The sequence below is a fragment of the Hungatella hominis genome, from assembly GCF_014288005.1.
GTDB classification, from domain to species: domain Bacteria; phylum Bacillota; class Clostridia; order Lachnospirales; family Lachnospiraceae; genus Hungatella; species Hungatella effluvii.
On the sequence record NZ_JACOPB010000010.1, the window covers coordinates 39,813 to 61,896 of the forward strand.

The window sequence follows — 22,084 nt, forward strand, 5'->3', positions numbered from 1 at the left end:
AGGAAATGACCATGTTGATTGCATTTAAGGGCTTTGATAAGGATTTAACTTGTACAAACCACGGTAATACATACCAATATCGATTAGGCGTGTGGAACGAGGAGGATAAAGCAAATTGCGGAATAAATGGAATGCATTGTGCTGAAAACCCATTGGACTGTTTATCCTACTATCCGGACTGGGACAGGGCAGTGTATTACATGGTTGTCGCTGATGGTGATATTGACGAGGATGCATATGACAGCAAAATTAGCTGCACCCGGTTGAGGCTTATAAAGAAACTGGACAAAGGAGAATTTGTGGCTCATAGCTTAAAATATCTTCTTGATCATCCATTTAGAAAAAATAATCACCTTGTGTGTCTGAATCAAGGCGTGGCAAAAAACGGTATTGTGATTGTCAGAGGAGAGAATCCTGTTGCCAAAGGCGCACTAGGAGATGTTCTGGGATTTGCAAAGGAAGTGAGAAGCCAGTCCGAGATTACAGAGATAGGAATACATGCTGTGGATGGAAAAGAGATTCTTCCAGATACTTGGTATAGCATCAATGGAAAAATAAGAAAGGCAGGATAAGAGTCATGAAGAAAATAAGACTGAAAAAGCTGGGACATCTGTATGCAACAGATGAAATGCTTTGTATGGCAGAACAGGATATACCGGAGAATAAAAAGATTGGGTGGCAAAGAGTTGAGCCTGTCTTCCAGCGAGAGGTATATCTGCAGAGTAAAATTTGTGACGGTATTTTGATGGTTGCTATCTATTTGGCGAGGGATTTACGGCTGGGAAGTAAAAAACCATTATATGAAATTTTCATTGATAAGAGTAAAAGAGAATATCTCACTTGGGATACAGTAAAGGGAAAATGGCGGACCGCGTGTGTGGAGGCTCTTGAATTTCCGCATTATTACAGTTATTCATGTGCCTACATAACACCAGAAGAAGACATTAGATTGGCTGAATATCTGGGAGTTACCCAGAAAGGTATGAAAGGTATCTACCAGTACCAGCAGTCCATCCTGGAGGAGCGTCTGGAGAATAGATATAAAAAAGAGACATCTCTATGGGAGGCGGCGATGAAGTTGGTCCCCGATGTTCCAAAAGATTGGCTTCGCTGGGTAAACAGACATGGATTGAATGAGAATTTTATATTTTATGACTATTCAAAAAATGTGAAAGAGGGGTTTTGTACCTGGTGCGAGAAAATAGTACCAGTGAAGAAAGCCAGACATAATACATATGGTACCTGTATATGCTGCGGGCATCGTATCCAGTATAAAGCTAAGGGAAAAGCAGGGAGGCTTTGTACAAAAGCAGAACAGGTTTATTTACCGCAAAAGTACGGTGATGGTCTTATAATCCGGCAGTTTACAGCACAACGATTTTATCAGAAAGGGGAGTATAAAACACCAAAAATAATGTGTAATGAAACCGGAAGAGTTATTTATGATAAGAATCTAACAGACACACAGTATTACTATGGCAGGTATAAACAAAGAGGATACCGCTGGATTAAAGGCTATCCCAGTTACTCGTTTTTTTATGGATACAACGATTATAAACTAAACCATGCTGGTGCTGTGTATAAACGTACAGTACCAGCACTGTCCCGCCATATATTAAACAGGACAGGTCTGCCGCAGTTGATATCTACCGGATACAAAATAAGTCCGAATGATTATCTTAGCGGCCTGGCTGAGGCCCCGTATCTGGAACGCTTTATCAAGGCAGGACTAAAACACCTTACGCTGGATGCACTCAATTGTCGGATTGAGGTGTCAGAATCCCATAGTTTGGCAAAGTCGCTAGGAATAGACGGAAACCGTTTGGGACGGTTGCGGAATAATGATGGGGGCGAATTGTTTCTTATATGGATGCGGTATGAAAAGAAAAAACGCAAAAATATCGTGGATTCAGTAATTTGCTATTTTGAAGAACAGGATATCCGACCGGAGAATATAAAATTCATCCAGGATAGAATGAGTGAATTAAGAATATGCAATTATCTGAAACGTCAGTATGCATTAACTAACCGACCTCCCCTGGAACTTATATCTACCTGGCAGGATTATCTCAATATGTCAAAACGGCTGAAACGTGATATCACATTGGAAATATTCTATAAGCCCAAAAATCTGGTTGAAAGCCATGATGAAGTTCTACAGTTGTGTGAAGATAAAAACATAACGCTTCAGGCAGTTGATATCGCAAAAGTATATCCGGATGTGGATGCAATCTGCGAGTCCATCAAAGAAAAGTATGAGTATAGAGATCAGAAGTATGTTCTTCTTATTCCAAATCGGATTGAGGATATTATACAGGAGGGCAGGGCACTCAGGCATTGTATACGATTCAGCGATGACTATTATGAACGGATACAGAGAAGGGAAAGCTATATTGCATTTTTGAGGAAAGCAGATCAGCCAGAGAAGTCATTCTATACATTGGAATTTGAACCGGACGGGACTGTCCGTCAAAAGCGTACAAGCGGTGACCGACAAAATGTAGATTTCAATCAGGCTGTCAGCTTTATAAAAAAATGGCAGAAGGCAATCCAGCCACGATTAACAGAGGAGGATTACCGGCTGGCCAAAGTAAGCGCAAGTCTCCGTGTAGAAGAATTTAAAGAACTGCGGAAGAAAAATGCGAAAGTATGGCATGGTCATCTTGCGGGCATGCCTTTAGCTGATGTTCTGGAAGCTGATTTGATGGAAGTTTCTTTGTGTATGGAGGATGCAGGGGTAACGGAAGCAGACGGTCAGAATAGCGAACTTGTGGCCGCATAAAATCAAGGAGGGATACGACAAATGAAACAGAAGCTTTACTATATTAAGAATGAAACAGCGGAAAAAGCGATTTATAAGAATTTTGAGAATCAGAGGTTTTCAGTGATAGAAAAAGACAGCGAACCTCCAATGGTACTATCGTTTTTCGATGATAAAAATATGACTGATGAATATGAGTATGTTTATATTCCACGCGAGATGTCTAAAAAAGAGGTTGAAGGTCGTTTTGAAGTGGAGAAGCAATGCCCTATGTGTGGAACCGTTACAAGTATTTATCTTACAGATGAGGACATGAATAAATACAGCTGGTACAGCAACTCGCGTTTTAATCGTAGGGGAAGCGGCCTGCCGGCTCCGCATATCCAAAACTTATTTCCGGACCGGACAGAAGAAGAACGGGAATTAATGATGTCAGGGTACTGCTATTGGTGCCAGGAATTGATTTTTGGAGAGGATGAGTTTCTTCTAATGACAGAAGCAGAATTTTCGATGGAGCCAGACCACCTCATTGCATATAACCGTGCAGACCATGATGGATATCGGTGGTGGAATAAGTGGTTTCCACAAAAGGGTACGGATGGAAACCAGTACATGGTGCAGGAAATGGAAAAATTCTCTGCGTATATTTTGGAGGAACAGCTTGGCAAGGGCATTTCCGACATTCCGAAACTTGGAGCGTATTATGGAGCAGAGCCATCTGAAGACAAGGAATATCACTTGTACTGCGAGGGAACATATTGTAATTTTCATGTGAAGCTTATAAATAGGAAGAGAAGCTACAATGTGTACATATATGTTTACGAAACAGAAGAGTAAATAAAAAATAGGCAGGAAGCCGCCGGGACATATGATATCTGGCGGCTTCCGTACCATTTCTTATAAGAAGAGGATATGGGATGAGAGACTATATTAACAGAAATATCAGGATAGATGGAAGATTGATTCCCTATCCGGTGTATACATCTTGGGAATATTTTGAGTTGCATGATGGGATTGAAGATGTGGAAGATTTTGTAGATTCAAATCCTGCGATAGAAGAATTAGTGACTCAGATTTTAGCGTTAAAACAGAGTTGTTTTCTTTTGCGTCATACAACACATAGCTGCCAAAGCTTAAGCGACAGTTTGTTTTCCCTAAAACTTAAACTTATTAAAGAGCTCAAAGAGAAATATAATTATAATTTTGATGATGTATGGATGGAAAATCTCATAGGCAGGATTTGATACCATAATGACATTGTTCCGTAGTTATTATACAAATATGAAAAAAGATAGTTGCCCATAGTGGCATGAAATGGAGGCTTATATGAAATATGAAGAATTTATTGCGGCGCTTTGCCAGAAAATACGCGAAGTAACAAAAGGATGGAATGGAACGAGTATAGAATTTAGGACAACACCACAGAACAATGGGAGAACCTTGGATTTACTGGTGGTGAGCAAGCAAGGAAAAAAAATGAATGGAACTTACGAATTGAGTTTCCATACACAGGAATTATATGAAGCACTTGCATTTGACAAAATGGATTTGAAACATATTTTGAGAATAGTGGAAAGTAAACTGAGACAGGCTGGGGAAGTTGGAAAAATCAGCCCGCTGGAAGTCGCTGATGATTATGAGCAGATACGAAGTCACCTGATTATTCGACCGATTAATTATGTAAAACATATGGAAAAGTTAAAAGACGGTATGTACGATTTAATTGGTGACATTGCTTTGACTGTCTATATTCATATTGGCTTTGTTCATGGAGCCTATGTAAGCAGTGCTGTGAGTTCCGAGTACCTGGAGATATGGAATAAAGGAAAAGAAGAGGTAATAAAAGAGGCATTTACGAATACATATAATTTATTCCCGCCAATTATGTTGACAGGTCTTGAGGCATATTCTGTTATGGATACCGATATATTTCAAAAGGATGCTGGATATGATATGGTTGGGGTTACAAATGAAGTCATATTCAATGGAGCAGTTTCAATTTTCCTTCCTGGAGTAGCAAAAAAATTAAGTGATATCTTAGGGGAAGATTTATATATTGTATTCCTTAACTATGATTATGCAGTTATTCATCCTGTCAGCATTATACGGCCAGAGGAGATTCGCAGTTTAATAGCTAGCGTCAATTCTGATAGTCCGGATGAAGAAGGATTTTTGTCGGATATGATATTCACTTACAGACGCGATTCTGATAAAATGGAAGTAGTGAAAGAAGTTTATAGTTAGGTAAAGTACAGTTTACAAGGGACTACACTTGTATATCTGAAATAACGGCATTTACCAGCCGTGAAGAATGGACAACTCTGGAGATGCAGATCATGTAGGCATAGTAGAATACTGTGAAAACGGTGTCGTACATACAGTGGAAGGGAATACCAGCGACTCGTGCGCACGCCGGACCTACTCAGTAGGAAGCAGCAGCGGCTTCCGAATCCATACCAGGACCAAAACGGGGAGCCGCCTACATTTCTAAGCTGTGTCAATGCGACCACAGTTTGGCGATGCTTATCTGACTGCCAACCATTCAAATCTTAATTACTCGGCAGAGTTTAAGCTGCTGGTAGTTAACGCTTATCTTGCAGGAGGGAAGACATATCAATCGGTAGCAGCTGAATACGAAATATTTGCACCAACTACTGTCAGACAATGGGTAATGATGTATAATAACCATGAAGAATTAATGGATTCAAGGCCGGAGGGATCATTTGACATGGTTAAAGATACAACACGAAAAACAACATTAGAGGAACGTATACGGATTGTGGAGCATTGTATTGCGAACAATAATAATTATGCATTAAGCGCCAGAGAATTCCAGGTTTCCTATGGACAGGTTTATTCATGGGTAAAAAAATACAATTCCGGTGGAGCGGAAAAACTGGTTGACCGACGTGGCAAGTTAAAATCTGAGGAGACTTTATCGGAACAGGAATGTCTTCAGATTGAAAAACGAATGTTACGAGCTGAAAATAAAAAGCAGCAGATGGAGATTGATTTCTTAAAAAACTCGAAGAAATAGAGAGGAGGCGATTTTAGAAAGAACACGGCATTTAACTGCATATCTTACAATCAAGGAATTAACAGGAGAACACAACGGTTATTCCGTAATAGAATTGTGCAGATTAGGGGGAGTAAGCCGTGCCGCTTATTATAAATGGCTGAATCACACGGACAGCCCAAATGATGCGCTGAATAAAAGGATCGCTGAAAGAATCGAATCTATGCATACAGAACATCCAGATATGGGATACCGGCGTTTGCGGGATGCCCTCGAACATGATGAAGACATCTGTGTGAACGAGAAACGGGTATTACGCATCTGCCGTAAAAAGAAGATCCAATCCATCGTGAAAGGCCGTCATAATTGCTGTACAAAACCGGCATCGGACCCGGCTTATGTAGCAGAGAATATATTGAACCGTGAGTTTGGGGCAGAAAGACCGAATGAAAAATGGGTAACAGATGTCACAGAATTCAAATATGGGGTTGGTACAGAGAAAGCAGGTAAAATATATCTAAGTGCCATCATTGACCTTTGTGATAAGAGACCAGTTTCTTATATAATTAGCGATCATAATGACAATCCGCTGGTATTTGACACCTTCGATTATGCAATAAAGGAAAATCCGGATGTACATCCGCTGTTCCATTCAGACAGAGGCTATCAATATACAAGCAACGATTTTCGCCAGAGAATAGTGAAGGCAGGTATGAGACAAAGTATGTCACGAGTTGCAAGGTGTATTGACAATGGACCGATGGAAGGCTTCTGGGGCCTGATGAAAAGGGAGATGTATTATACGAAAAAGTATGCAGCGAAGGAAGGACTGATAGCGGCCATCCATGATTATATGAATTATTACACGAACAAACGTGTACAAAGAAAGCTGGAAATACTAACACCGACAGAGTATCACAAAAAAATGATGTTAGCAGCGTAAAAATGCCGCCCTGTTACGGGCGGCAAAAGCCAAAAATCTTTCGATATTTAAAATGTCTACTTGACGGGTAGCACACCATTTTCAAGGGGTTTGAGCGTTTGCCGTCATTTATTCAATTCCTTTTCCAAGTTGAAATGTGACGAGAAAATTATCGAATAAAGGAGGCTGTTTCATTACCGACAAAATTTAATAGTGCCAGCGGTCCGGTGTATTGCCTGGCCGCTGATTGCCGTGGGCGTTTCACTTTAACAGGTGGGCGCCCTTTTTTCATACCCATTTTCAGAAGAAAGGAGATTCACATGGAACTGAACGAAATGGAAAAACGGATGCTATATCAGACAGAAGGCTGTGAACGGTATGCCGTTATCAATGAGCTTTCTATGGCTTCACAGTATGCCGGCGATCCGGCGCGGAGGAAGGCGGCAAAGAACCTCATGGAAAAGTTGCGCCCCCTGTCAGATGCCGAGTGCATGGATCTGGTGAGGGATATTCAGAAAAATTACCGACTTCCGCAGGCAGGACGCACTATCGGGGAGCTGATCGCGGAGGACAGGCAGAAATCCGGCGCTGAGAAATTGAAGGGGCATGACATCATGGCGCTGGAACGCTTTGACCCGGAGGTTCGGCACATGATCGTCTTTGATGTGCTCTCTTATGATGCCCCTGTGGGTGACAAGGGCGATAAGATGCGCCTGTTCCTTACGGACGCCGGCTATCAGAAATTTTTAGACAGCCAGGAACGGGGCGAAGTGAAACTGAAAAACCATGCGAAGGTCTCAGGCGGCCATCTCCACTATGACCGCAGGGACCGCGCCTTGTAACGGAAATAACCGGAGAAAGGAGGCTGTGAAATGGCTGTATTCCGGGTAGAAAAAACAAAGGACTTCACGATCATGTGCAACCACCATTTGCGCAATACAGAACTGTCCTTAAAGGCAAAGGGGCTCTCTCCCTCATGCTGTCGCTGCCGGAAGATTGGGACTATACCACAAAGGGGCTCGCCCATATCTGTAAGGACGGTGTGGATTCGATCACCACCGCCCTGAAAGAACTGGAGCGGCATGGGTATCTCACTAGGCAGCGCCTCCGCTATGAGAACGGGCAGCTCGGAGACATTGAGTATACGATTCATGAAAAGCCTGCAGGCGCCGAAAAACAGGAGGATTCACCTAAACGGGAAAATCCAAGACAGGCAAAACCTGAACAGGCTGAACCTGGACAGGAAAATCCCGCACAATTAAATACTAATCCATTAAAAACTAAACAATCAAAAACGGATATATCAAGGACCCATCCATCAATCTATCCGGCAGGGCCGGAGGCGGCAAGCCGCCCGGATGGGATGGATCGGATTGAACTGATAGACGCTTATCGTGAAATCCTGAAAGAAAATATTGAATATGACTGTATGGTCTCCCGGTATGGGAAAGAACGTCTGGACGAGACTATGGAGCTTATGCTTGAAGTGGTCTTGTCCAAACGCCCCTTTATCCGTATCGCCGGGGATGATTTTCCCAGGGAGGTGGTAAAGGGCCGTTTCCTGAAAATCAATTCCGGCCACTTGGAGTATGTCTTTGACTGTATCGACAGGAACACCACAAAAATTGGAAACATCAAGGCATACCTGCTGGCGGCACTGTATAATGCCCCGGCAACAATGGACAGTTATTACCGTGCCGAGGTCAACCATGACCTGTACGGCTGTTAGGCGCCTTCGGGTGCTTTTTTTCATCATGGAAAGGAGGCGGGCACGATGAAAAGAAATACTGTGCCGGTATTATGAAACGTATTTATTAGGAAAAAACTAACAAGCTAATTTTTTCAGAGGTCAACCCACCGCTTTGTGGGTGTTGGCCTCTATGTATTCTACTACACGGCGGTACTCGTCGGCAAAATTAAACTTAACACTGATATTTCCATTTTCGTAAACTTTGATGTGGTCTATTAGCTCAACGAGTAATTCTCTTGTCAGCGTTGTGATATTCTGATATTTGCGGAACGTGACTAAGAAAGCATTTTCTATATCCACGCCGTTATCAAGTTCCGCCTGTTCCCGGTTTAAAGTTTCTAATACCGTCTGGATTAGATTGGTCTGTCTTTCGTAGTCCTCACTCATTTGGCCTCACACAGATGCATTATTCACAAATTAAAAAGGGGTGTTTGCGTTGACTTGAAAAAAATAAATCTATTATAATAAAGAGAGACAAAAATAAATCTATCAATCGGAGGAACCTGATGGAAGGAAAGACTTGCTGTGTCACAGGACACAGAGATATACCTGCTGATGAAACAGCCCATGTAAAGGTGGCTCTGCGCCAGGAAATTGGAAAAGCAGTAAACGATGGTTTCACTGTCTTTCTCTCCGGCTTTACGGATGGCGTGGATCAATACTTTGCGGAGATTATTCTGGAGCTGCAGAATAAAAATCCAGATTTGAAGCTGATTGCGGTGCTTCCATACCGGAAACGGAAGGACAGCCTGTGCCAGAAGGAACACACAAACACCCTGCTAGATGCCTGTGCAGAGGTTCTCATAATTCAGGAAGAATACAGGCCCAACGTTTATGCCAAACGCAGCCGCTACATGGTGGAACATTCAGACCGTGTAATTGCTGTATATGACGGACGGGAAAAAGGCGGTACGGTTAAGACGATCCGCTTTGCTCACCAATTTCGGAAGGAACTGCGGGAAATACCCGTAGGATTAATCTTGGACAAAAACGGGACAAATCTTGGACAAAACCGGATATGAAAAAGTGGAGATACCGGTTGCTCTATGGTATAATAAATGTTCAACCGAGAAGGCCAGTGACAAATTCGGTTGAACTTACAGATAATTATAGATAACCTTTTGTGGAAATGGGAAACCACAGTTTAAAAGGAGTATTTGCATGAAACATGTATGTATGCTTATATCGGTGGCCGACATTAACGCCGCGAGAAAATTCTATGAGGATTTATTTGGATTGGAAGTATTTCAGGATTACGGTAGAAACATTGCTTTTACCTGCGGCCTGGCATTGCAGCAGGATTTTGACTGGCTTGTAGATCTGCCAAAAGAAAAGGTAATAAAAAAATCCAACAATGCGGAAATCGTCTTTGAGGAACAGGACTTTGACGGTTTTTTAAACAAGTTGAAAGAATACCCGGATATTGAATATCTGGGAGAAGTGATCGAGCATAGCTGGGGCCAGCGGGTGATTCGGTTTTACGATTTGGACGGACACATCATTGAGGTTGGCGAGGATATGAAAATGGTGATAAAACGTTTTCTTGATTCCGGCATGACTATGGAAGAAGTTTCTGTGAAAATGGATGTTTCTATTGAGGATTTGACAAAACTTCTAAACAGCTAATACATGATAGACGAATAAACAAATCGGAGGTTATGGAGGTGTCCCATGAAACGAGAATTAGGAATTGCTAGATGTGGTCTTGCGTGTTGTTTATGCTCAGAAAATGTTGAGTGTAATGGATGTGGTTCAAACGGTTGCCCAGATAATGATTTTTGTGAGAATAAAAAGTGTTCGATTGCAAAAGAGTTGACTCATTGTTATAAGTGTGAAGAAAATTGCAAAAAAGGATTATTGGGCAAAATTAAACCATACACATTTACTCTATTTGCTAAAAAATATGGAGAAGAAAAGCTTTTGGACTGTTTAGAGAGAAATGAGAAAAATGGAGTTTTGTACCATCGAGCTGGCGTAAATGGAGATTATGATGATTTTGATGATGTAGAGCAGTTAATGAATTTTATCTTGACAGGAGTGAGATAAGTTTCAGGTTGTATTGTGAACGATAAATGAGAATTGATGGAGGAATTGACAATGAACAGGTATGAAGAAGGAATGAAATTAATCGAAGAAAGTTGTGGCAACAAGAAAGATAATGTCATTGCACTTTCAACTACTGCCACGGAACCGAGTGCTGATGGTTTTCCTCGCTCTAGTGTTCGTGATGTTAGTGCTTATTATGAAGATGGCGTGTTTTATGTCACAACGTCAGCAAAATCAAATAAAATGCAGCAAATAGCTCATAACAAAGAGGTTGCGTTTTCGGTTTGCTTTGAGGGGATATACGGACATGGAATTGGAGAAAATCTCGGATGGGTTTTGGAACCCCAAAACGCTGCTCTAAGAACGAAACTCCGTGAAGTATTTGCAGACTGGTACGACGATGCAAATAATGAGCAGGATGAAAACTGCGTTATTTTGGCAATCCGTATTACAAGTGCGACGATATTTAGAGACCACGGTGCTTTGCGTTATAATTTGGACTTTGTAAATAAGGTAGAGGTTGAATGACTGTCAATTAATAAAGGCGTTAAGCGGTATCTAATGAGCACTCTATTGAGGGAAGCCACTCTTACAATTCCAGTTTGTGGAGTAGCTATGTAGAAAGGGAAATCAAAATTTTTATTAGAAGGTACAATCATGAAGATAGAGATAGGAAAAGATTTTCCGCAGTATTTTAAGCCATCATATCCAGTCGATTGCCACTGTAAATATCGAAAAATATGACTGATAGCTTCCAGTCTTTGGACGGACAAGAACTTATGAAAATGCTAAAGAAGATATTGACACAAGTATGTTTGCTCAATCCGCTCTGTTCAGCTCCATACTGATGACATGGACGGGAACGATTGCAGCAAATGCTGTAATGATTCTTTTTTCAATAAAAATCGTTACTGTATATAATACATCTAAGAAAATAAGTTAAAATATTTTAGGAGGTACATATCTATGAAGGATAGGATTGCATACTGCGGACTTGACTGTGAAAAGTGTGACGCATATCTGGCAACAATCAATGACGACCAGGCGTTGCGTGAGAAAACTGCAAAACGATGGGCCGAGTTAAATAATGCTCCCATTTTGCCTGAACATATCAACTGTGAAGGCTGTCGTGTTGATGGAATTAAAACTGTATACTGCGATAGTCTTTGCGGTATTCGTCAATGTGCATTGAAAAAGGGTGTGGCGACATGTGGCGACTGCCCAGACCTGGTAATATGTCAGACAGTTGGAGAGATTATCGCAAATAACCCCGACGCTCTAAAAAATCTGAGGGGATAGGCTGCATATCAGTTTGACAACTTACAGTCTGTCGGAACTTTGAACAGAGAGCAAACCGTGATTCAGAGAGAGAATAATTTAATGAAACAATTTAGTCGAGAAGCCGAACAGATAATGATTGAACGCTTTGGAAAAGACACAATTATAGCATTGGCAACAACAGAAAATGAAATGCCTTATGTGCGATATGTAAATGCTTATTACGAAGATGGTGCATTTTATATTATTACATATGCACTCTCGAATAAAATGAAACATATAAAGGAGAATCCTGTTGTTGCAATCGCTGGCGAGTGGTTTACAGCGCATGGAAAAGGCGCTAGCCTGGGTTATTTCAGAAAAAAAGAAAACTGTGTGATTGCTGAAAAGCTGAAAAAAGTCTTTGCTGAATGGATTGATAACGGTCATACTGATTTTAACGATGAAAACACCATCATTCTGCGTGTGGAATTAACAGATGGCCTGTTGCTCTTGCATGGTACAAGATATGAATTTTAAATTTTCAAATTTCCTACAGTGTTAGGTCAAGTATTATTATAGCTTATCCTAACCGTTTGCAGGTAGGCTGTTTAAGGAGGTTCCATGAAAGGATTTAACCGGAAAAATCAATTATTTTCCCTTTGCGGTTTGAATTGCGGGCTTTGCCCCATGTTCTTGAATAAAAACTGCCCCGGCTGCGGCGGCGGTGAGGGGAACCAATCCTGCAAAATTGCAAGGTGCAGTATGGAACATGGCGGTGTTGAATATTGTTTCCAATGCAGCGAATACCCCTGTGAAAAATACGGTCATATTGACGATTTTGATTCCTTTATAACACACCGAAACCGAAAATCTGATATGGAAAAGGCCAAACGATTCGGGATAGATGCTTATAATGCAGAGCAGGCGGAGAAGGCCGACATTCTGGAGGTTTTATTATCCAATTATAATGATGGCCGTAAAAAGACACTCTTTTGTGTAGCCGTCAACCTGCTGGAACTGCAAGAGCTGCAAACGGTACTTAGAGAAATGGAGCGTAAACCTGATATGGAAACACTGACGCTCAAAGAAAAAAGCGCTTTTGTCGCCGGATTACTGCAGGATGCAGCGGCAGCGAAAAATATTGACTTAAAGCTCCATAAGAAAAAGGGATAATTTGAATATGCTATGATTTTTACACATGAATCAATGCTTATAGATCATCTAATCTTCCCTTCCCCCAAATAAACTTTCTCGCAGCAAGCTGCGGAGAATTAAACCCTATTTTGGATTAAATATTTTTGAAACTGCGCCACATATTTTTAGTGGTGCCTTTTCTTTGTAATAAAACGCAAAGGTGTTGAAGGCCTTTGCGTTTTTTATTAACCAAGCTCAATAAGGAGGCGATTTTTATGTGGAACATGATTACACACTTTCTTACATTCACCGGAGGAATGTCTGCCGGCGTTGTGCTGATGTGTCTTTTGCAGACAGGAAAGCAGGCGGACGAAGAATTTGAAGATATGCAAAGGAGGTCTGAACATTGAAGTTAGTAATTGCGGAAAAGCCCTCCGTCGCCATGTCACTGGCGGCGGTTCTGGACTGCCGGGGCAATTCCTTCACGGCAAAGGGGAAAACCGTATTACAGGCCGGATGGAAGGAAGTGGAATGCCTCTACCGCATGGGATTGAAACAATCCAGCCCGGAGGATGACGGGAGTACGGACGCTTCCCTTCCCATGCTGCAGGAGGGGCAGGTTTTTGAAACGATCTCTGCCGGCATCCGGGAGGGCAAAACCTCCCCGCCGAAGCACTATACGGAGGATTCCCTTCTGGCGGCTATGGAGACCGCCGGAGCCGGGGATATGCCGGAGGATGCCGAGCGCAAGGGGTTAGGCACCCCGGCCACCCGTGCGGCCATCTTGGAAAAGTTGGTCTCTGCCGGATTTGTGGACCGGAAGAAAAAGCAGCTTATCCCTACGGAAAAGGGGACGAACCTGATTACCATACTGCCGGACAACATCAAGTCGCCGGTCCTGACAGCAGAATGGGAGTCCATGCTGAAACAGGTGGAACGTGGCGAGCTGGCAGCAGGGTCCTTTATGGGGCAGATCGCGGATATGAGCCGGACGCTGGTAAAGGAGCATACCGCCCCGGAGGAACGTTTTACCGGCCTGTTTCCGGATGCAAAGAATAACGGGCGCAAGGCTGTCGGCACCTGTCCGCGCCGTGGTGCTTCTGTGTATGAAGGTAAAAAAGGGTTCTTTTGTGATAACCAGGACTGTTCCTTTGTACTGTGGAAAGACAATAAATTCTTTTCCGGCAAGAAAAAATCCATAACAAAGTCTGTGGCGGCGGCCCTTCTGAAAGAGGGCCGCGTTTCCATATCCGGGCTTTACAGCGAAAAGACGGGAAAGACCTATGACGCGGTGGTGCTGCTGGATGACACAGGCGGTAAATATGTGAATTTTAAGCTGGAATTTCCGGCTAAGAAAGGCAGGGGGAAATGAGCAGACTGCCCTCACGGGAACTGACCAGGCAGGAACGGGCGGCGATCCGAAAGCAGGTGACGGAGCTGTGCGCCAACTATGACAGCCGGGATAAGCTCTGCTGCCCCCTGGACTGCCCCTGTTACATGCTGCACAAATGGTGGACCGGCTCTTTCTGCCGGTATTTTCAGAAGTCGGTGCTGCCTGTGGACCCGGCGCTGGAATCTGCCATTACCGGAGAGGACACTTCCCTGAAACAGAAGACCTGCCCGGTCTGCGGGAGTGCCTATCTGCCTACGACCAGCCAGGCTTATTGTTCGGATTCCTGCCGCGCTTTTGCCAGACGGAAATCCGAGCGGGAACGCAAGCGCCGGATTAGGAAAAATTAAGGGTGATATGTCCGCAGCTTAACCCAAAAGAGGCTTGCTTTTCAAGGCTTTCGGGACTTGGTTTGAGGGGCGGCTGTATAAGAATACTCTGGCGCCCCGAAACGGGTCTAAGTTGCGGACAAATCAATGGACGGGAGGGATGCGGATAGAAAAGACAGCGGTTACAAAAGAGCTTATGCGGATTGATACCAGGATGCAGATGATTGATATGCAGCAGATTGATAACCGGCGCTTTATGTATAACCCGAAAATCGGCATATTGGTCTTAGGTTATCAGTATGCAACTACAAGCACATTGATTTCCAGCCATGCCAACGAACTGGCCGATGCTGGAATTACAAAAGGCTATGATGATTTTGTCCGGGGCTGGATTGGAACCGGCGGGGATTATCCCAAAGGGGTGATCCACTTTGCGCCCTGTGTAGACGAAAGAAATATCAAGCTGTTTAACCAGGCGTTCGATACGCTGGAAATGTTCAAGGAAAACGGCGCACTGGAGGGCACGGTGGTCCGTGGCTTCGGGGAACGCTGGGAGCAGCCGTTATCCGATATTTTTACGGATATGCGGGAACCGGGGCAGAAATCCTCTGTCCGCAGGCAGCTAAAGAAACAGCCGGAGGCAAAAGCCGGCCGGCAGAAACTCAATTATCAACAGGAACGATAGGAGGCGGTTTATTTGAATATCAATACGATCACAACCGATGACCTGCGGCACATGGAGGGCAAAGACGGCCTGATCCTGCAGGGCTGCGGCGGGGATTTGAAGGAATGGGTGGACGGGATCAATGAGATGTTCACCGAGGCGGGGATTTTGAAGGACGGCAGTAAATTTGAGGATGTTTCCACTTTCCAGTATGGGGAGCTTACCTGTCTGCTCTATCCTTTCGAGGATGTAAAGCTGGACATCGGGAAACTTGCCATGTGGCGTTTGCAGACCCATGAGAATTTTGGGGGCACCTGGCTGTCCGATTTTGTACCGAACCGGTTAGGCGGCTTTATCGGGGAACCTTCGCCGGAGCCGGAAAAACCAGATTGTGCGCTGATCGGCCAGGACGGCAATATCTTTAATCTGGTAGGCATTGCTGCCCGTACCCTGCGGGAGCATGACCTGAAGGACCAGGCGAAGGAAATGAAGGACCGGGTGTTTGCTTGCGGCAGTTACGGGGAGGCGCTTTGTATCATTGGCGAGTATGTCAATATCACGGATTCCGAAGCGGAGTCGGAGTACAGACCCTCCCTCCGGCAGCAGATAAAAGAGGCAAAGCACACGGAGACGCCCCAAAAACAGAAACCATCAAAACAGCAGGAACGATAAGGAGGATCAGAATGGGAAAAGAAACAACCTACGGCGTATGGGCGGTGCGCAGCGGCGCTTCTATCTTCGGCCATGCCGAGGCATGGTGCAAGGAGAATGGAAAACCTTTGGAATTTGATACCCGCGAGACTGCGGAGGCTTACGCCAGGGAAATGAACAGCAAAACTACCGCCAATGTCCATTATTATGCACAGGAGGAAGAACCGGAGCCGGGCGCGGTAAGAAAGACTTCCGCGCAGGCACAGCCGGATTTGGATGCCCGCGCCCATGAGGAAGTGACACCGAGAAATGACGGGGCAGAAAAGCAGAACGAGATTCCCGGCAGACAGATTATGCCGGAGGCGGACCCATTGGTGGAAATCCGCTCTGCGGTCCACAGCAACTATGCAGGCATGGTCGCCATGCTGGGTGCGGATAACCGGGTGTACCTGGGGCGTGAGGAACGCTGCCACTACCAGAATATGCAGACGTCTTATTATGACAATCAGGACGGCTCCCTGTGCTTTGTCTGCGACCAGCCGGATATGTACTATTTTCTCTATGGGGAGGGCTGGGCGCATACCCAGGCGGAAATGCTGGAGCGCGGCCTTACCCTGCGCCAGTATGAGGAATTTGCAAGGCTTCGGGACGGCGTGCTTTCACAGTTTACACCGAGCCGGGAAATCCTGTTCGCCGGGCAGCTTTTCCAGCCGCCGGAGAGCTATCTGCGTAATGCGGAACTCTACGAGGAAGGACAGACCGGAAACTACAATATGCTGGATGGCAGGCTCAACAACGAGCCGCCTGTGCGCCCTGACCTGACAGACGGGCAGACTTATGAGGAAATCCGGGAGCTTGCCCCGGAGATGTTGCCGGAAGAAAAAACCTCTCTCATGGAAAAGCTGAAAGCAGACCGCCTGGAACATGAGGCCAGGCAGATTGTCCCTCCTGCGCCGGAAAGGGAACGCTGATGGCGGCGGTAAAATTCGAGGGTGTGGATATACTGGACAGCCTGGAGCAGATCATGGAGCTGCACACGCAGCATTATAAGGATGATTTTGACCTGGATAAAGAGCTGATTCCAAAGCTGTCCGTATCGGGAGAACCGGAGGATCGGCGCCTTCTCTGGCTATCGCGGCCCTGCGGCACCTATACCCTGCGGGAATGGGAGGTCTATCTGGAAGGCAGCCATGCAAATAAAGTGTGGAAGTTTTACCATGAACAGACGAAAGACTCGGTTCTTGCCTATGCCCTCTCTATCAAAGAGGTTCAGGACGGAAAAGTGACCGGCAATATTTATACACTGGATTATGGGGCGCATGTGGAGCGGGTAAAGCTGCTGACCTGCCCTATTGGAAAAGTAGCCGTTTTGTTTGAGGACGGAGCCAATATCACAATCCCTTATCAGAACCAGAGGCAGCTTATGAATGAGCTGATGCCGGTACATGGAAGTCCAAAGACGATGACCGAGCTGCCGGAGAACGAGCGGGAGCTTGCCGTGATCCTGAAACGAGAACGGCTCAAACGCTCTTACCATGCCACAAACGGTGATATAAAAGAGTATATTGACAGTCTGAAAAAAGGTACCCTGCGTGGAAAGCTCAAAGAGTCTCGGACAGCTGCCGTTTCCGCTCATAAACCGCCTTCCCCTTCCCCAAAAAAGGAGCCGGAACGATGAAAGCCGGGCATAACAAAAAATCCGTCCAGGTGGAATTCGTCATGTCTGAACAGGAGGCAGAGCTGGTAAAGGGTCGCATGGCAGAACTTGGTATTACAAACCTCTCTGCGTATCTGCGCAAGATGGCGGTAGACGGTTATATTATCCATCTGGATATGAGCGACATTCAGGAAATGATACGGCTCCTGCGTATCTGCTCCAATAACTTAAACCAATATACCAGACGTGCCAATGATACCGGCAGTATTTACGCTGCCGATATGGACGATCTGCGCACCCGCCTGGACAGTTTGTGGGATGGCATGGATAAGCTGCTGCGGGGATTTGCGAACATTTCGTAAACTGGAAGAACCGCTGTTGCTTTTCGTAGACCGGCACGGTAAAATTTTAATGAAGGGGTAAATATGCTTCTCTATGAAAGGAGGCGGACGTATGCGTCTGATTGGCAAATTGTTGGCACTTCCCTTTGTATTGGTTACGGGGATTCTTTATCTGGTGTGCAAATTCCTTGTGGTGATTTCCGGCGCTGTGCTGGGGATTCTATCAGGGATTGTATTTCTGGCGGCGCTGGTGCTGTTCTTCACTGCCGGGTTCTGGCCGGGGCTTTCATGGCTGGTGATTGCGTTTCTGATCAGCCCCTACGGTCTGCCAATGGCTGCGGCCTGGTTGGTGGGGATCATTGGCGATGTAAACAGCGCATTAAAGGATTTTGTATTTGGTTAAACAGTTTCGGCGGGGCGCATTGGCAGCCCCGCCCTTTTTCTATAATATGACTGTCGGCTATGGCAGCTTTTTGATTGGAGGAATTTCATTGAAAGATACAACGCCAATTTATTTTCATTCTGCCACCTATGCGCATGAGCATGGGGAACTAAATCAGTACTACACTTCCCACAAAGCAAACATTGCGTGTAAGGAGGCAATCGAACAGGCCATTGCGGATAACTACCGGGATAACTGTTTAGGTTCCGCATGTGTGCAACAGGTCTTACAGCAATTTGATCCTGGTCGGATTTTCTATGTGCTTGCCAATACGGTCCGGCAGAAAGATTACGACGGGCGCATTTCACGGGACAATAAGGCATGGGCGCAAACGGTCCCGGTCTGTGAGGATAAGGACGGTTTCGGATATGACCAGAATGTTTACTTTGTTGTAGACCGCAGCCATACAGGGCTGATGGATTTATTTCTCACCCAGGCAAGACGGGAGTATGCGCTGGCACAGGAGAAACCTTCTGTCCGTGACAGCCTGAATAAAAGCGCCGGGCAGCAGGCGGCGCACAGTGATAAACCGAAAATAAAAAAAGAACAGGCGATAACAGGGCCGATTTTGTAGTAAGGGGGTGATGGAATGGCAACCACACGGCTCATGCCGCTACACGTTGGGAAAGGCCGGGATGTTACCACGGCCATAGCGGATATTATTGACTATGTGGAGAATCCGCAGAAAACCGATTTTGGAAAATTCATTTATGGCTATGAGTGCGACACCCGGATTGCTGATGCAGAATTTCTTCTTTCCAAGCGGCAATATACAAACCTGACCGGAAGAAGCCGGGGTGCGGATGATGTGATTGCCTACCATCTCCGTCAGGCGTTTAAGCCCGGCGAGGTCACGCCGGAAGAAGCGAACCAAATCGGGCGGGAACTTGCATTGAAGCTGACAAAAGGTAATAATGCTTTTGTTGTCTGCACCCATGTGGACAAACACCATATCCATAACCACATCATCATAAATTCTACCACGCTGGACTGTCAGAAAAAATTCCGTAACTTCTGGGGTTCTACCTGGGCGATCCGGCGCATGAATGACAAGCTCTGCCTGGAACATGGGCTTTCTATTGTGGAGAATCCGAAACCCAGCCGGGACCATTACGGCACATGGATGGGAAGTCAGAAACAGCCCTCCCACCAGGAACAGCTACGTTGGGCTATCGACGCAGCTCTGGAAGAAAAGCCGAAGGACTTTGAAGAACTTTTGAAGAAACTGGAGGCGGCTGGGATTGAAGTCAACCGGGAACGAAAGAACCTTCGTTTTCGCCTGTCACCGGAAGATAGATATACCCGGTGTGACACGCTAAAGGACGACTATACCGAGCAAGCCATCAAAGAACGGATCGCCGGCACCCGGACAGCGAAGCCGCGCCGTACCTTTCCCCAAAAGCCTGTTTCCAAAGTCGGGCTGCTGGTGGATATTGAGGCGGCGGTCCGTTCCGGCAAAGGTCCGGGGTATGAACGCTGGGCGAAAGTGTTCAATCTGAAACAGCTCTCTCAGGCGGTGATCTGGCTCAAAGAGCATGGCGATATGAGCTATGAGGACCTGCAGAAAAAATCAGACGCCGCTACCGCCAGCTTCAATGCGCTGTCGGTAAAGATCAAGGAACTGGAATCACAGATGGCTGCCAATGGGGAGCTGCAGAAACAGATCGTAAATTATGCCAAGACGCGGGCAGTCTATGTGGAGTATCGAAAAGCCGGGTACAGCAAAAAATTCCGTGCGGCGCATGAGACGGAAATCCTTCTGCACCAGGCGGCGAAGAAACACTTTGACGAGTTTGGTATTACAAAGCTGCCCTCCGTCAAATCTCTGCGGGAGGAATACGCCGGACTTCTGGAATAAAAACGGAAAGCCTATTCTTCCTATAAGCAGGCCAGATCTGATGTGAAGGAACTCTATAATGTCCGGGCGAATGTGGAGCACCTGCTGGACATTTCCACCGGGCGGGAAACACAGAGGGACACGCAGAAGTCACGGCAATAGTTTTCCTTCTGCTTTTGGTTTTCAGCGTTCCAACGGAACGCGCAGCCATCACCGCAGGTGATGATCTCAGGGGTTTGGGGACATGTCACCAACAAGCATTTTGGCAGGAATACCGGAAACGGATTCCTGCCAAAATACGCAATCTTACGGAAGATTGCATTGCTTGCCATTTTGTGGTGACTAGGAAAAAGTTCTCATACCATGAACAGCATTGATAGACTGAAAAAAAGGCGGTATAATAGGATGTAGCAAGTAGCATATAAAGCTGTGATGAGATAAAAGTACAAATATAGTTGGAGTAGGTGGTGAAACGATGTTTAGAATAGGCGAATTTTCAAAGCTGACACAAGTATCTATCCGTATGCTTCGATATTATGATGAAATGGAGCTTTTGAAGCCCACAGAGGTTGACAAGTGGACGGGACACCGACTGTATTCGGTGGAGGAAATACCGCGTCTAAATAAAATCCTGTATTTGCGGGATAGTGGACTAAATGTTTCAGAAATCGCGCTTGCCCTGACGATGGACGATAAACCACTTCTTACGCAGCTCGACAAAAAGCGCATAGAGATAGAAAATGCAATACAGGCCGAACGAGAAAAACTGCGGAAGATTGAACTTGCAAAAAGTGAAATACAGGGTGGTAAAGGAGAACTGCACTATAACATCTCCGTTAAGTCGATCCCCTCGTATCAGGTGCTATCCTTGCGGAAAGCTGTACCAACCTACTATTCCGAGGGCGATTTATGGAAAGAGCTTTCTACTTTTACAGGTGCGCAAAAAATAGAAATAATGAGTAATACATTTTCCATTTATCACGATACTGAATTTCGGGAGACAGATGTTGATATTGAGCTATGCGCTCCGGTAAAGAAAATGGGAAAGGCAAAAGATCCATTTTGTTTCCGCATGACAGAACCAGTCCCGTATATGGCTTGCACAATGGTCTATGGCGATTTTGCAAATATAAAAGGAGCCTACCTTGCCTTTGCCGAATGGCTGCAGAAAAACAGCGAATACAAAATGTCTAACCCTATGCGTCAAATTGTGCATAGAGGCCCGTGGAATGAGAGTAACCCTGAAAAATATTTGATTGAGCTTCAAATACCGCTGGAACACACATGATTGTACAGACTTTGAAATGTCCCGCTAAAAATGCAGGGCATTTTTTATTTTTCCCTGTTGCATCTCACATGATGTGAGGTATTATACTGGATTTACCAACAAAGCAAGGAGGAAAAATATGACCTATCAATTAAAAGCCATTGGCAAAGTAAAGAATGATGAAAACGGCACATTTATTCAGTTAGAGCCGGAGTACATTCCCGGACTGCAGGCCTTAGAGGGTTTCAGCCACATCAATGTCCTTTGGTGGTTCAGCGATTGCGACAACGACGCAGACCGGAATGAATTACAGACAGAACAGCCCTATAAAGGCGCACCCGAAGTCATGGGTGTATTTGCAACACGATCTCCTGCGCGTCCGAACCCTATTGCATTAACAGCGTCTGAAATTATTAACATTGATTTCACCAACGGCATGATTCGTGTTACATTCATTGACGCAAATGACAATACGCCCGTACTTGACATCAAGCCGTACACTCCGAGTTTTGACAGGGTTGAAACACCCGGTGTTCCCGCATGGTGCAGCGAATGGCCGAAAAGTACAGAAACGTCCGGCTATTTTGATTGGGGACAGGTATTCAAATTTTAAGAGG

The 22,084-nt window shown here is 45.1% G+C and carries 28 protein-coding genes and 2 pseudogenes; 29 read left to right on the forward strand and 1 reads right to left on the reverse strand.

Annotation, left to right across the window (positions count from 1 at the left end; all coding sequences use genetic code 11):
* The first annotated feature begins 11 nt into the window (after positions 1 to 11).
* The 9 genes and pseudogenes from H8S75_RS19755 (at position 12) to H8S75_RS19795 (ending at position 8,428) form a co-directional block, all read left to right on the forward strand.
* On the forward strand, positions 12 to 572 hold the full coding sequence (locus tag H8S75_RS19755; RefSeq protein ID WP_002591454.1) for a DUF7666 domain-containing protein: 561 nt from the start codon (positions 12 to 14) through the stop codon (positions 570 to 572).
* Positions 573 to 577: 5 nt separating this feature from the next.
* Positions 578 to 2,782 carry a PcfJ domain-containing protein gene (locus H8S75_RS19760; RefSeq protein WP_187023067.1) on the forward strand — a complete coding sequence of 735 codons (2,205 nt, stop codon included), beginning with the start codon at positions 578 to 580 and terminating at the stop codon, positions 2,780 to 2,782.
* Between the two features lie 21 nt (positions 2,783 to 2,803).
* On the forward strand, positions 2,804 to 3,598 hold the full coding sequence (locus H8S75_RS19765) for a hypothetical protein (RefSeq protein ID WP_187023068.1): 795 nt from the start codon (positions 2,804 to 2,806) through the stop codon (positions 3,596 to 3,598).
* An 80-nt stretch (positions 3,599 to 3,678) separates the two neighbouring features.
* Positions 3,679 to 4,005: a hypothetical protein gene (locus H8S75_RS19770; RefSeq protein ID WP_006775577.1), complete on the forward strand. Its 327-nt coding sequence runs from the start codon at positions 3,679 to 3,681 to the stop codon at positions 4,003 to 4,005.
* 82 nt (positions 4,006 to 4,087) lie between these two features.
* A complete protein-coding gene (locus H8S75_RS19775; protein WP_227898890.1) occupies positions 4,088 to 5,005 on the forward strand; it encodes a DUF5688 family protein in 918 nt (305 codons plus the stop codon).
* Positions 5,006 to 5,261: 256 nt separating this feature from the next.
* On the forward strand, positions 5,262 to 5,798 hold the full coding sequence (locus H8S75_RS19780; protein WP_187023069.1) for a helix-turn-helix domain-containing protein: 537 nt from the start codon (positions 5,262 to 5,264) through the stop codon (positions 5,796 to 5,798).
* Between the two features lie 49 nt (positions 5,799 to 5,847).
* Positions 5,848 to 6,720 (forward strand): IS3 family transposase, encoded by an 873-nt coding sequence (locus H8S75_RS19785; protein WP_349768957.1) that lies wholly within the window; start codon positions 5,848 to 5,850, stop codon positions 6,718 to 6,720.
* A 299-nt stretch (positions 6,721 to 7,019) separates the two neighbouring features.
* A complete protein-coding gene (locus tag H8S75_RS19790; protein ID WP_187023070.1) occupies positions 7,020 to 7,541 on the forward strand; it encodes a DUF5720 family protein in 522 nt (173 codons plus the stop codon).
* Positions 7,542 to 7,571: 30 nt separating this feature from the next.
* Positions 7,572 to 8,428, forward strand: a pseudogene (locus H8S75_RS19795) (DUF6017 domain-containing protein).
* A 120-nt stretch (positions 8,429 to 8,548) separates the two neighbouring features.
* On the opposite strand, the gene H8S75_RS19800 reads toward H8S75_RS19795, so the two are convergent.
* A complete protein-coding gene (locus H8S75_RS19800) occupies positions 8,549 to 8,836 on the reverse strand; it encodes a DUF4368 domain-containing protein (RefSeq protein WP_187023071.1) in 288 nt (95 codons plus the stop codon).
* Between the two features lie 119 nt (positions 8,837 to 8,955).
* Here H8S75_RS19800 and H8S75_RS19805 point away from each other — a divergent pair, with 119 nt between their 5' ends.
* The 20 genes and pseudogenes from H8S75_RS19805 to tsaA all read left to right on the forward strand — a co-directional run bounded on the left by H8S75_RS19805 (position 8,956) and on the right by tsaA (position 22,080).
* Complete coding sequence (locus H8S75_RS19805; RefSeq protein WP_187023072.1) at positions 8,956 to 9,471, forward strand: SLOG family protein; 516 nt, start codon at positions 8,956 to 8,958, stop codon at positions 9,469 to 9,471.
* A gap of 139 nt (positions 9,472 to 9,610) precedes the next feature.
* Complete coding sequence (locus H8S75_RS19810) at positions 9,611 to 10,075, forward strand: VOC family protein (protein WP_187023073.1); 465 nt, start codon at positions 9,611 to 9,613, stop codon at positions 10,073 to 10,075.
* 45 nt (positions 10,076 to 10,120) lie between these two features.
* Positions 10,121 to 10,495, forward strand: coding sequence for a DUF3795 domain-containing protein (locus H8S75_RS19815; RefSeq protein ID WP_187023074.1), 375 nt, complete (start codon positions 10,121 to 10,123; stop codon positions 10,493 to 10,495).
* A 51-nt stretch (positions 10,496 to 10,546) separates the two neighbouring features.
* Positions 10,547 to 11,023: a pyridoxamine 5'-phosphate oxidase family protein gene (locus H8S75_RS19820; RefSeq protein ID WP_187023075.1), complete on the forward strand. Its 477-nt coding sequence runs from the start codon at positions 10,547 to 10,549 to the stop codon at positions 11,021 to 11,023.
* A 438-nt stretch (positions 11,024 to 11,461) separates the two neighbouring features.
* Entirely contained in the window at positions 11,462 to 11,794 is a 333-nt protein-coding gene (locus tag H8S75_RS19825) for a DUF3795 domain-containing protein (RefSeq protein WP_187023076.1), read from the forward strand.
* Between the two features lie 81 nt (positions 11,795 to 11,875).
* The gene (locus tag H8S75_RS19830) at positions 11,876 to 12,292 is read left to right on the forward strand and encodes a pyridoxamine 5'-phosphate oxidase family protein (protein ID WP_187023077.1); all 417 of its coding nucleotides are present in this window, start codon (positions 11,876 to 11,878) and stop codon (positions 12,290 to 12,292) included.
* Between the two features lie 84 nt (positions 12,293 to 12,376).
* A complete protein-coding gene (locus H8S75_RS19835) occupies positions 12,377 to 12,928 on the forward strand; it encodes a DUF3795 domain-containing protein (RefSeq protein ID WP_187023078.1) in 552 nt (183 codons plus the stop codon).
* Between the two features lie 245 nt (positions 12,929 to 13,173).
* A complete protein-coding gene (locus tag H8S75_RS19840) occupies positions 13,174 to 13,299 on the forward strand; it encodes a DUF3789 domain-containing protein (protein ID WP_349768958.1) in 126 nt (41 codons plus the stop codon).
* Positions 13,296 to 14,261, forward strand: coding sequence for a DNA topoisomerase (locus H8S75_RS19845; protein ID WP_349768952.1), 966 nt, complete (start codon positions 13,296 to 13,298; stop codon positions 14,259 to 14,261). The genes H8S75_RS19840 and H8S75_RS19845 overlap by 4 nt, the downstream gene beginning before the upstream one ends.
* Positions 14,258 to 14,629, forward strand: coding sequence for a cysteine-rich VLP protein (locus H8S75_RS19850; protein WP_187023079.1), 372 nt, complete (start codon positions 14,258 to 14,260; stop codon positions 14,627 to 14,629). Before H8S75_RS19845 ends, H8S75_RS19850 begins: the two co-directional genes overlap by 4 nt.
* Before the next feature lie 139 nt (positions 14,630 to 14,768).
* On the forward strand, positions 14,769 to 15,293 hold the full coding sequence (locus H8S75_RS19855) for a hypothetical protein (protein WP_187023080.1): 525 nt from the start codon (positions 14,769 to 14,771) through the stop codon (positions 15,291 to 15,293).
* A 12-nt stretch (positions 15,294 to 15,305) separates the two neighbouring features.
* The gene (locus H8S75_RS19860) at positions 15,306 to 15,944 is read left to right on the forward strand and encodes a hypothetical protein (RefSeq protein WP_187023081.1); all 639 of its coding nucleotides are present in this window, start codon (positions 15,306 to 15,308) and stop codon (positions 15,942 to 15,944) included.
* A gap of 11 nt (positions 15,945 to 15,955) precedes the next feature.
* Positions 15,956 to 16,894: a DUF4316 domain-containing protein gene (locus H8S75_RS19865; protein ID WP_187023082.1), complete on the forward strand. Its 939-nt coding sequence runs from the start codon at positions 15,956 to 15,958 to the stop codon at positions 16,892 to 16,894.
* Complete coding sequence (locus tag H8S75_RS19870; RefSeq protein WP_187023083.1) at positions 16,894 to 17,601, forward strand: hypothetical protein; 708 nt, start codon at positions 16,894 to 16,896, stop codon at positions 17,599 to 17,601. The genes H8S75_RS19865 and H8S75_RS19870 overlap by 1 nt, the downstream gene beginning before the upstream one ends.
* Positions 17,598 to 17,942: a plasmid mobilization protein gene (locus H8S75_RS19875; protein WP_187023084.1), complete on the forward strand. Its 345-nt coding sequence runs from the start codon at positions 17,598 to 17,600 to the stop codon at positions 17,940 to 17,942. The genes H8S75_RS19870 and H8S75_RS19875 overlap by 4 nt, the downstream gene beginning before the upstream one ends.
* 91 nt (positions 17,943 to 18,033) lie before the next feature.
* Positions 18,034 to 18,324: a CD1845 family protein gene (locus tag H8S75_RS19880; protein WP_187023085.1), complete on the forward strand. Its 291-nt coding sequence runs from the start codon at positions 18,034 to 18,036 to the stop codon at positions 18,322 to 18,324.
* Positions 18,325 to 18,412: 88 nt separating this feature from the next.
* A complete protein-coding gene (locus H8S75_RS19885) occupies positions 18,413 to 18,937 on the forward strand; it encodes a DUF3849 domain-containing protein (RefSeq protein ID WP_159756581.1) in 525 nt (174 codons plus the stop codon).
* 15 nt (positions 18,938 to 18,952) lie between these two features.
* A pseudogene (locus H8S75_RS19890) lies at positions 18,953 to 20,362 on the forward strand (relaxase/mobilization nuclease domain-containing protein).
* Positions 20,363 to 20,675: 313 nt separating this feature from the next.
* Positions 20,676 to 21,488 carry a MerR family transcriptional regulator gene (locus H8S75_RS19895; RefSeq protein ID WP_187023086.1) on the forward strand — a complete coding sequence of 271 codons (813 nt, stop codon included), beginning with the start codon at positions 20,676 to 20,678 and terminating at the stop codon, positions 21,486 to 21,488.
* Between the two features lie 118 nt (positions 21,489 to 21,606).
* Positions 21,607 to 22,080, forward strand: coding sequence for a tRNA (N6-threonylcarbamoyladenosine(37)-N6)-methyltransferase TrmO (gene tsaA, locus H8S75_RS19900; protein WP_187023087.1), 474 nt, complete (start codon positions 21,607 to 21,609; stop codon positions 22,078 to 22,080).
* Positions 22,081 to 22,084: the final 4 nt, after the last annotated feature.

What these genes read in the sequence shown, in the direction of transcription:
- H8S75_RS19755 (WP_002591454.1), top strand. Translation starts at nt 12, where the DNA reads ATGTTGATTGCATTTAAGGGCTTTGATAAGGATTTAACTTGTACAAAC.
- H8S75_RS19760 (WP_187023067.1), top strand. Translation starts at nt 578, where the DNA reads ATGAAGAAAATAAGACTGAAAAAGCTGGGACATCTGTATGCAACAGAT.
- H8S75_RS19765 (WP_187023068.1), top strand. Translation starts at nt 2,804, where the DNA reads ATGAAACAGAAGCTTTACTATATTAAGAATGAAACAGCGGAAAAAGCG.
- H8S75_RS19770 (WP_006775577.1), top strand. Translation starts at nt 3,679, where the DNA reads ATGAGAGACTATATTAACAGAAATATCAGGATAGATGGAAGATTGATT.
- H8S75_RS19775 (WP_227898890.1), top strand. Translation starts at nt 4,088, where the DNA reads ATGAAATATGAAGAATTTATTGCGGCGCTTTGCCAGAAAATACGCGAA.
- H8S75_RS19780 (WP_187023069.1), top strand. Translation starts at nt 5,262, where the DNA reads ATGCGACCACAGTTTGGCGATGCTTATCTGACTGCCAACCATTCAAAT.
- H8S75_RS19790 (WP_187023070.1), top strand. Translation starts at nt 7,020, where the DNA reads ATGGAACTGAACGAAATGGAAAAACGGATGCTATATCAGACAGAAGGC.
- H8S75_RS19800 (WP_187023071.1), bottom strand. Translation starts at nt 8,836, where the DNA reads ATGAGTGAGGACTACGAAAGACAGACCAATCTAATCCAGACGGTATTA.
- H8S75_RS19805 (WP_187023072.1), top strand. Translation starts at nt 8,956, where the DNA reads ATGGAAGGAAAGACTTGCTGTGTCACAGGACACAGAGATATACCTGCT.
- H8S75_RS19810 (WP_187023073.1), top strand. Translation starts at nt 9,611, where the DNA reads ATGAAACATGTATGTATGCTTATATCGGTGGCCGACATTAACGCCGCG.
- H8S75_RS19815 (WP_187023074.1), top strand. Translation starts at nt 10,121, where the DNA reads ATGAAACGAGAATTAGGAATTGCTAGATGTGGTCTTGCGTGTTGTTTA.
- H8S75_RS19820 (WP_187023075.1), top strand. Translation starts at nt 10,547, where the DNA reads ATGAACAGGTATGAAGAAGGAATGAAATTAATCGAAGAAAGTTGTGGC.
- H8S75_RS19825 (WP_187023076.1), top strand. Translation starts at nt 11,462, where the DNA reads ATGAAGGATAGGATTGCATACTGCGGACTTGACTGTGAAAAGTGTGAC.
- H8S75_RS19830 (WP_187023077.1), top strand. Translation starts at nt 11,876, where the DNA reads ATGAAACAATTTAGTCGAGAAGCCGAACAGATAATGATTGAACGCTTT.
- H8S75_RS19835 (WP_187023078.1), top strand. Translation starts at nt 12,377, where the DNA reads ATGAAAGGATTTAACCGGAAAAATCAATTATTTTCCCTTTGCGGTTTG.
- H8S75_RS19840 (WP_349768958.1), top strand. Translation starts at nt 13,174, where the DNA reads ATGATTACACACTTTCTTACATTCACCGGAGGAATGTCTGCCGGCGTT.
- H8S75_RS19850 (WP_187023079.1), top strand. Translation starts at nt 14,258, where the DNA reads ATGAGCAGACTGCCCTCACGGGAACTGACCAGGCAGGAACGGGCGGCG.
- H8S75_RS19855 (WP_187023080.1), top strand. Translation starts at nt 14,769, where the DNA reads ATGCGGATAGAAAAGACAGCGGTTACAAAAGAGCTTATGCGGATTGAT.
- H8S75_RS19865 (WP_187023082.1), top strand. Translation starts at nt 15,956, where the DNA reads ATGGGAAAAGAAACAACCTACGGCGTATGGGCGGTGCGCAGCGGCGCT.
- H8S75_RS19870 (WP_187023083.1), top strand. Translation starts at nt 16,894, where the DNA reads ATGGCGGCGGTAAAATTCGAGGGTGTGGATATACTGGACAGCCTGGAG.
- H8S75_RS19875 (WP_187023084.1), top strand. Translation starts at nt 17,598, where the DNA reads ATGAAAGCCGGGCATAACAAAAAATCCGTCCAGGTGGAATTCGTCATG.
- H8S75_RS19880 (WP_187023085.1), top strand. Translation starts at nt 18,034, where the DNA reads ATGCGTCTGATTGGCAAATTGTTGGCACTTCCCTTTGTATTGGTTACG.
- H8S75_RS19895 (WP_187023086.1), top strand. Translation starts at nt 20,676, where the DNA reads ATGTTTAGAATAGGCGAATTTTCAAAGCTGACACAAGTATCTATCCGT.
- tsaA (WP_187023087.1), top strand. Translation starts at nt 21,607, where the DNA reads ATGACCTATCAATTAAAAGCCATTGGCAAAGTAAAGAATGATGAAAAC.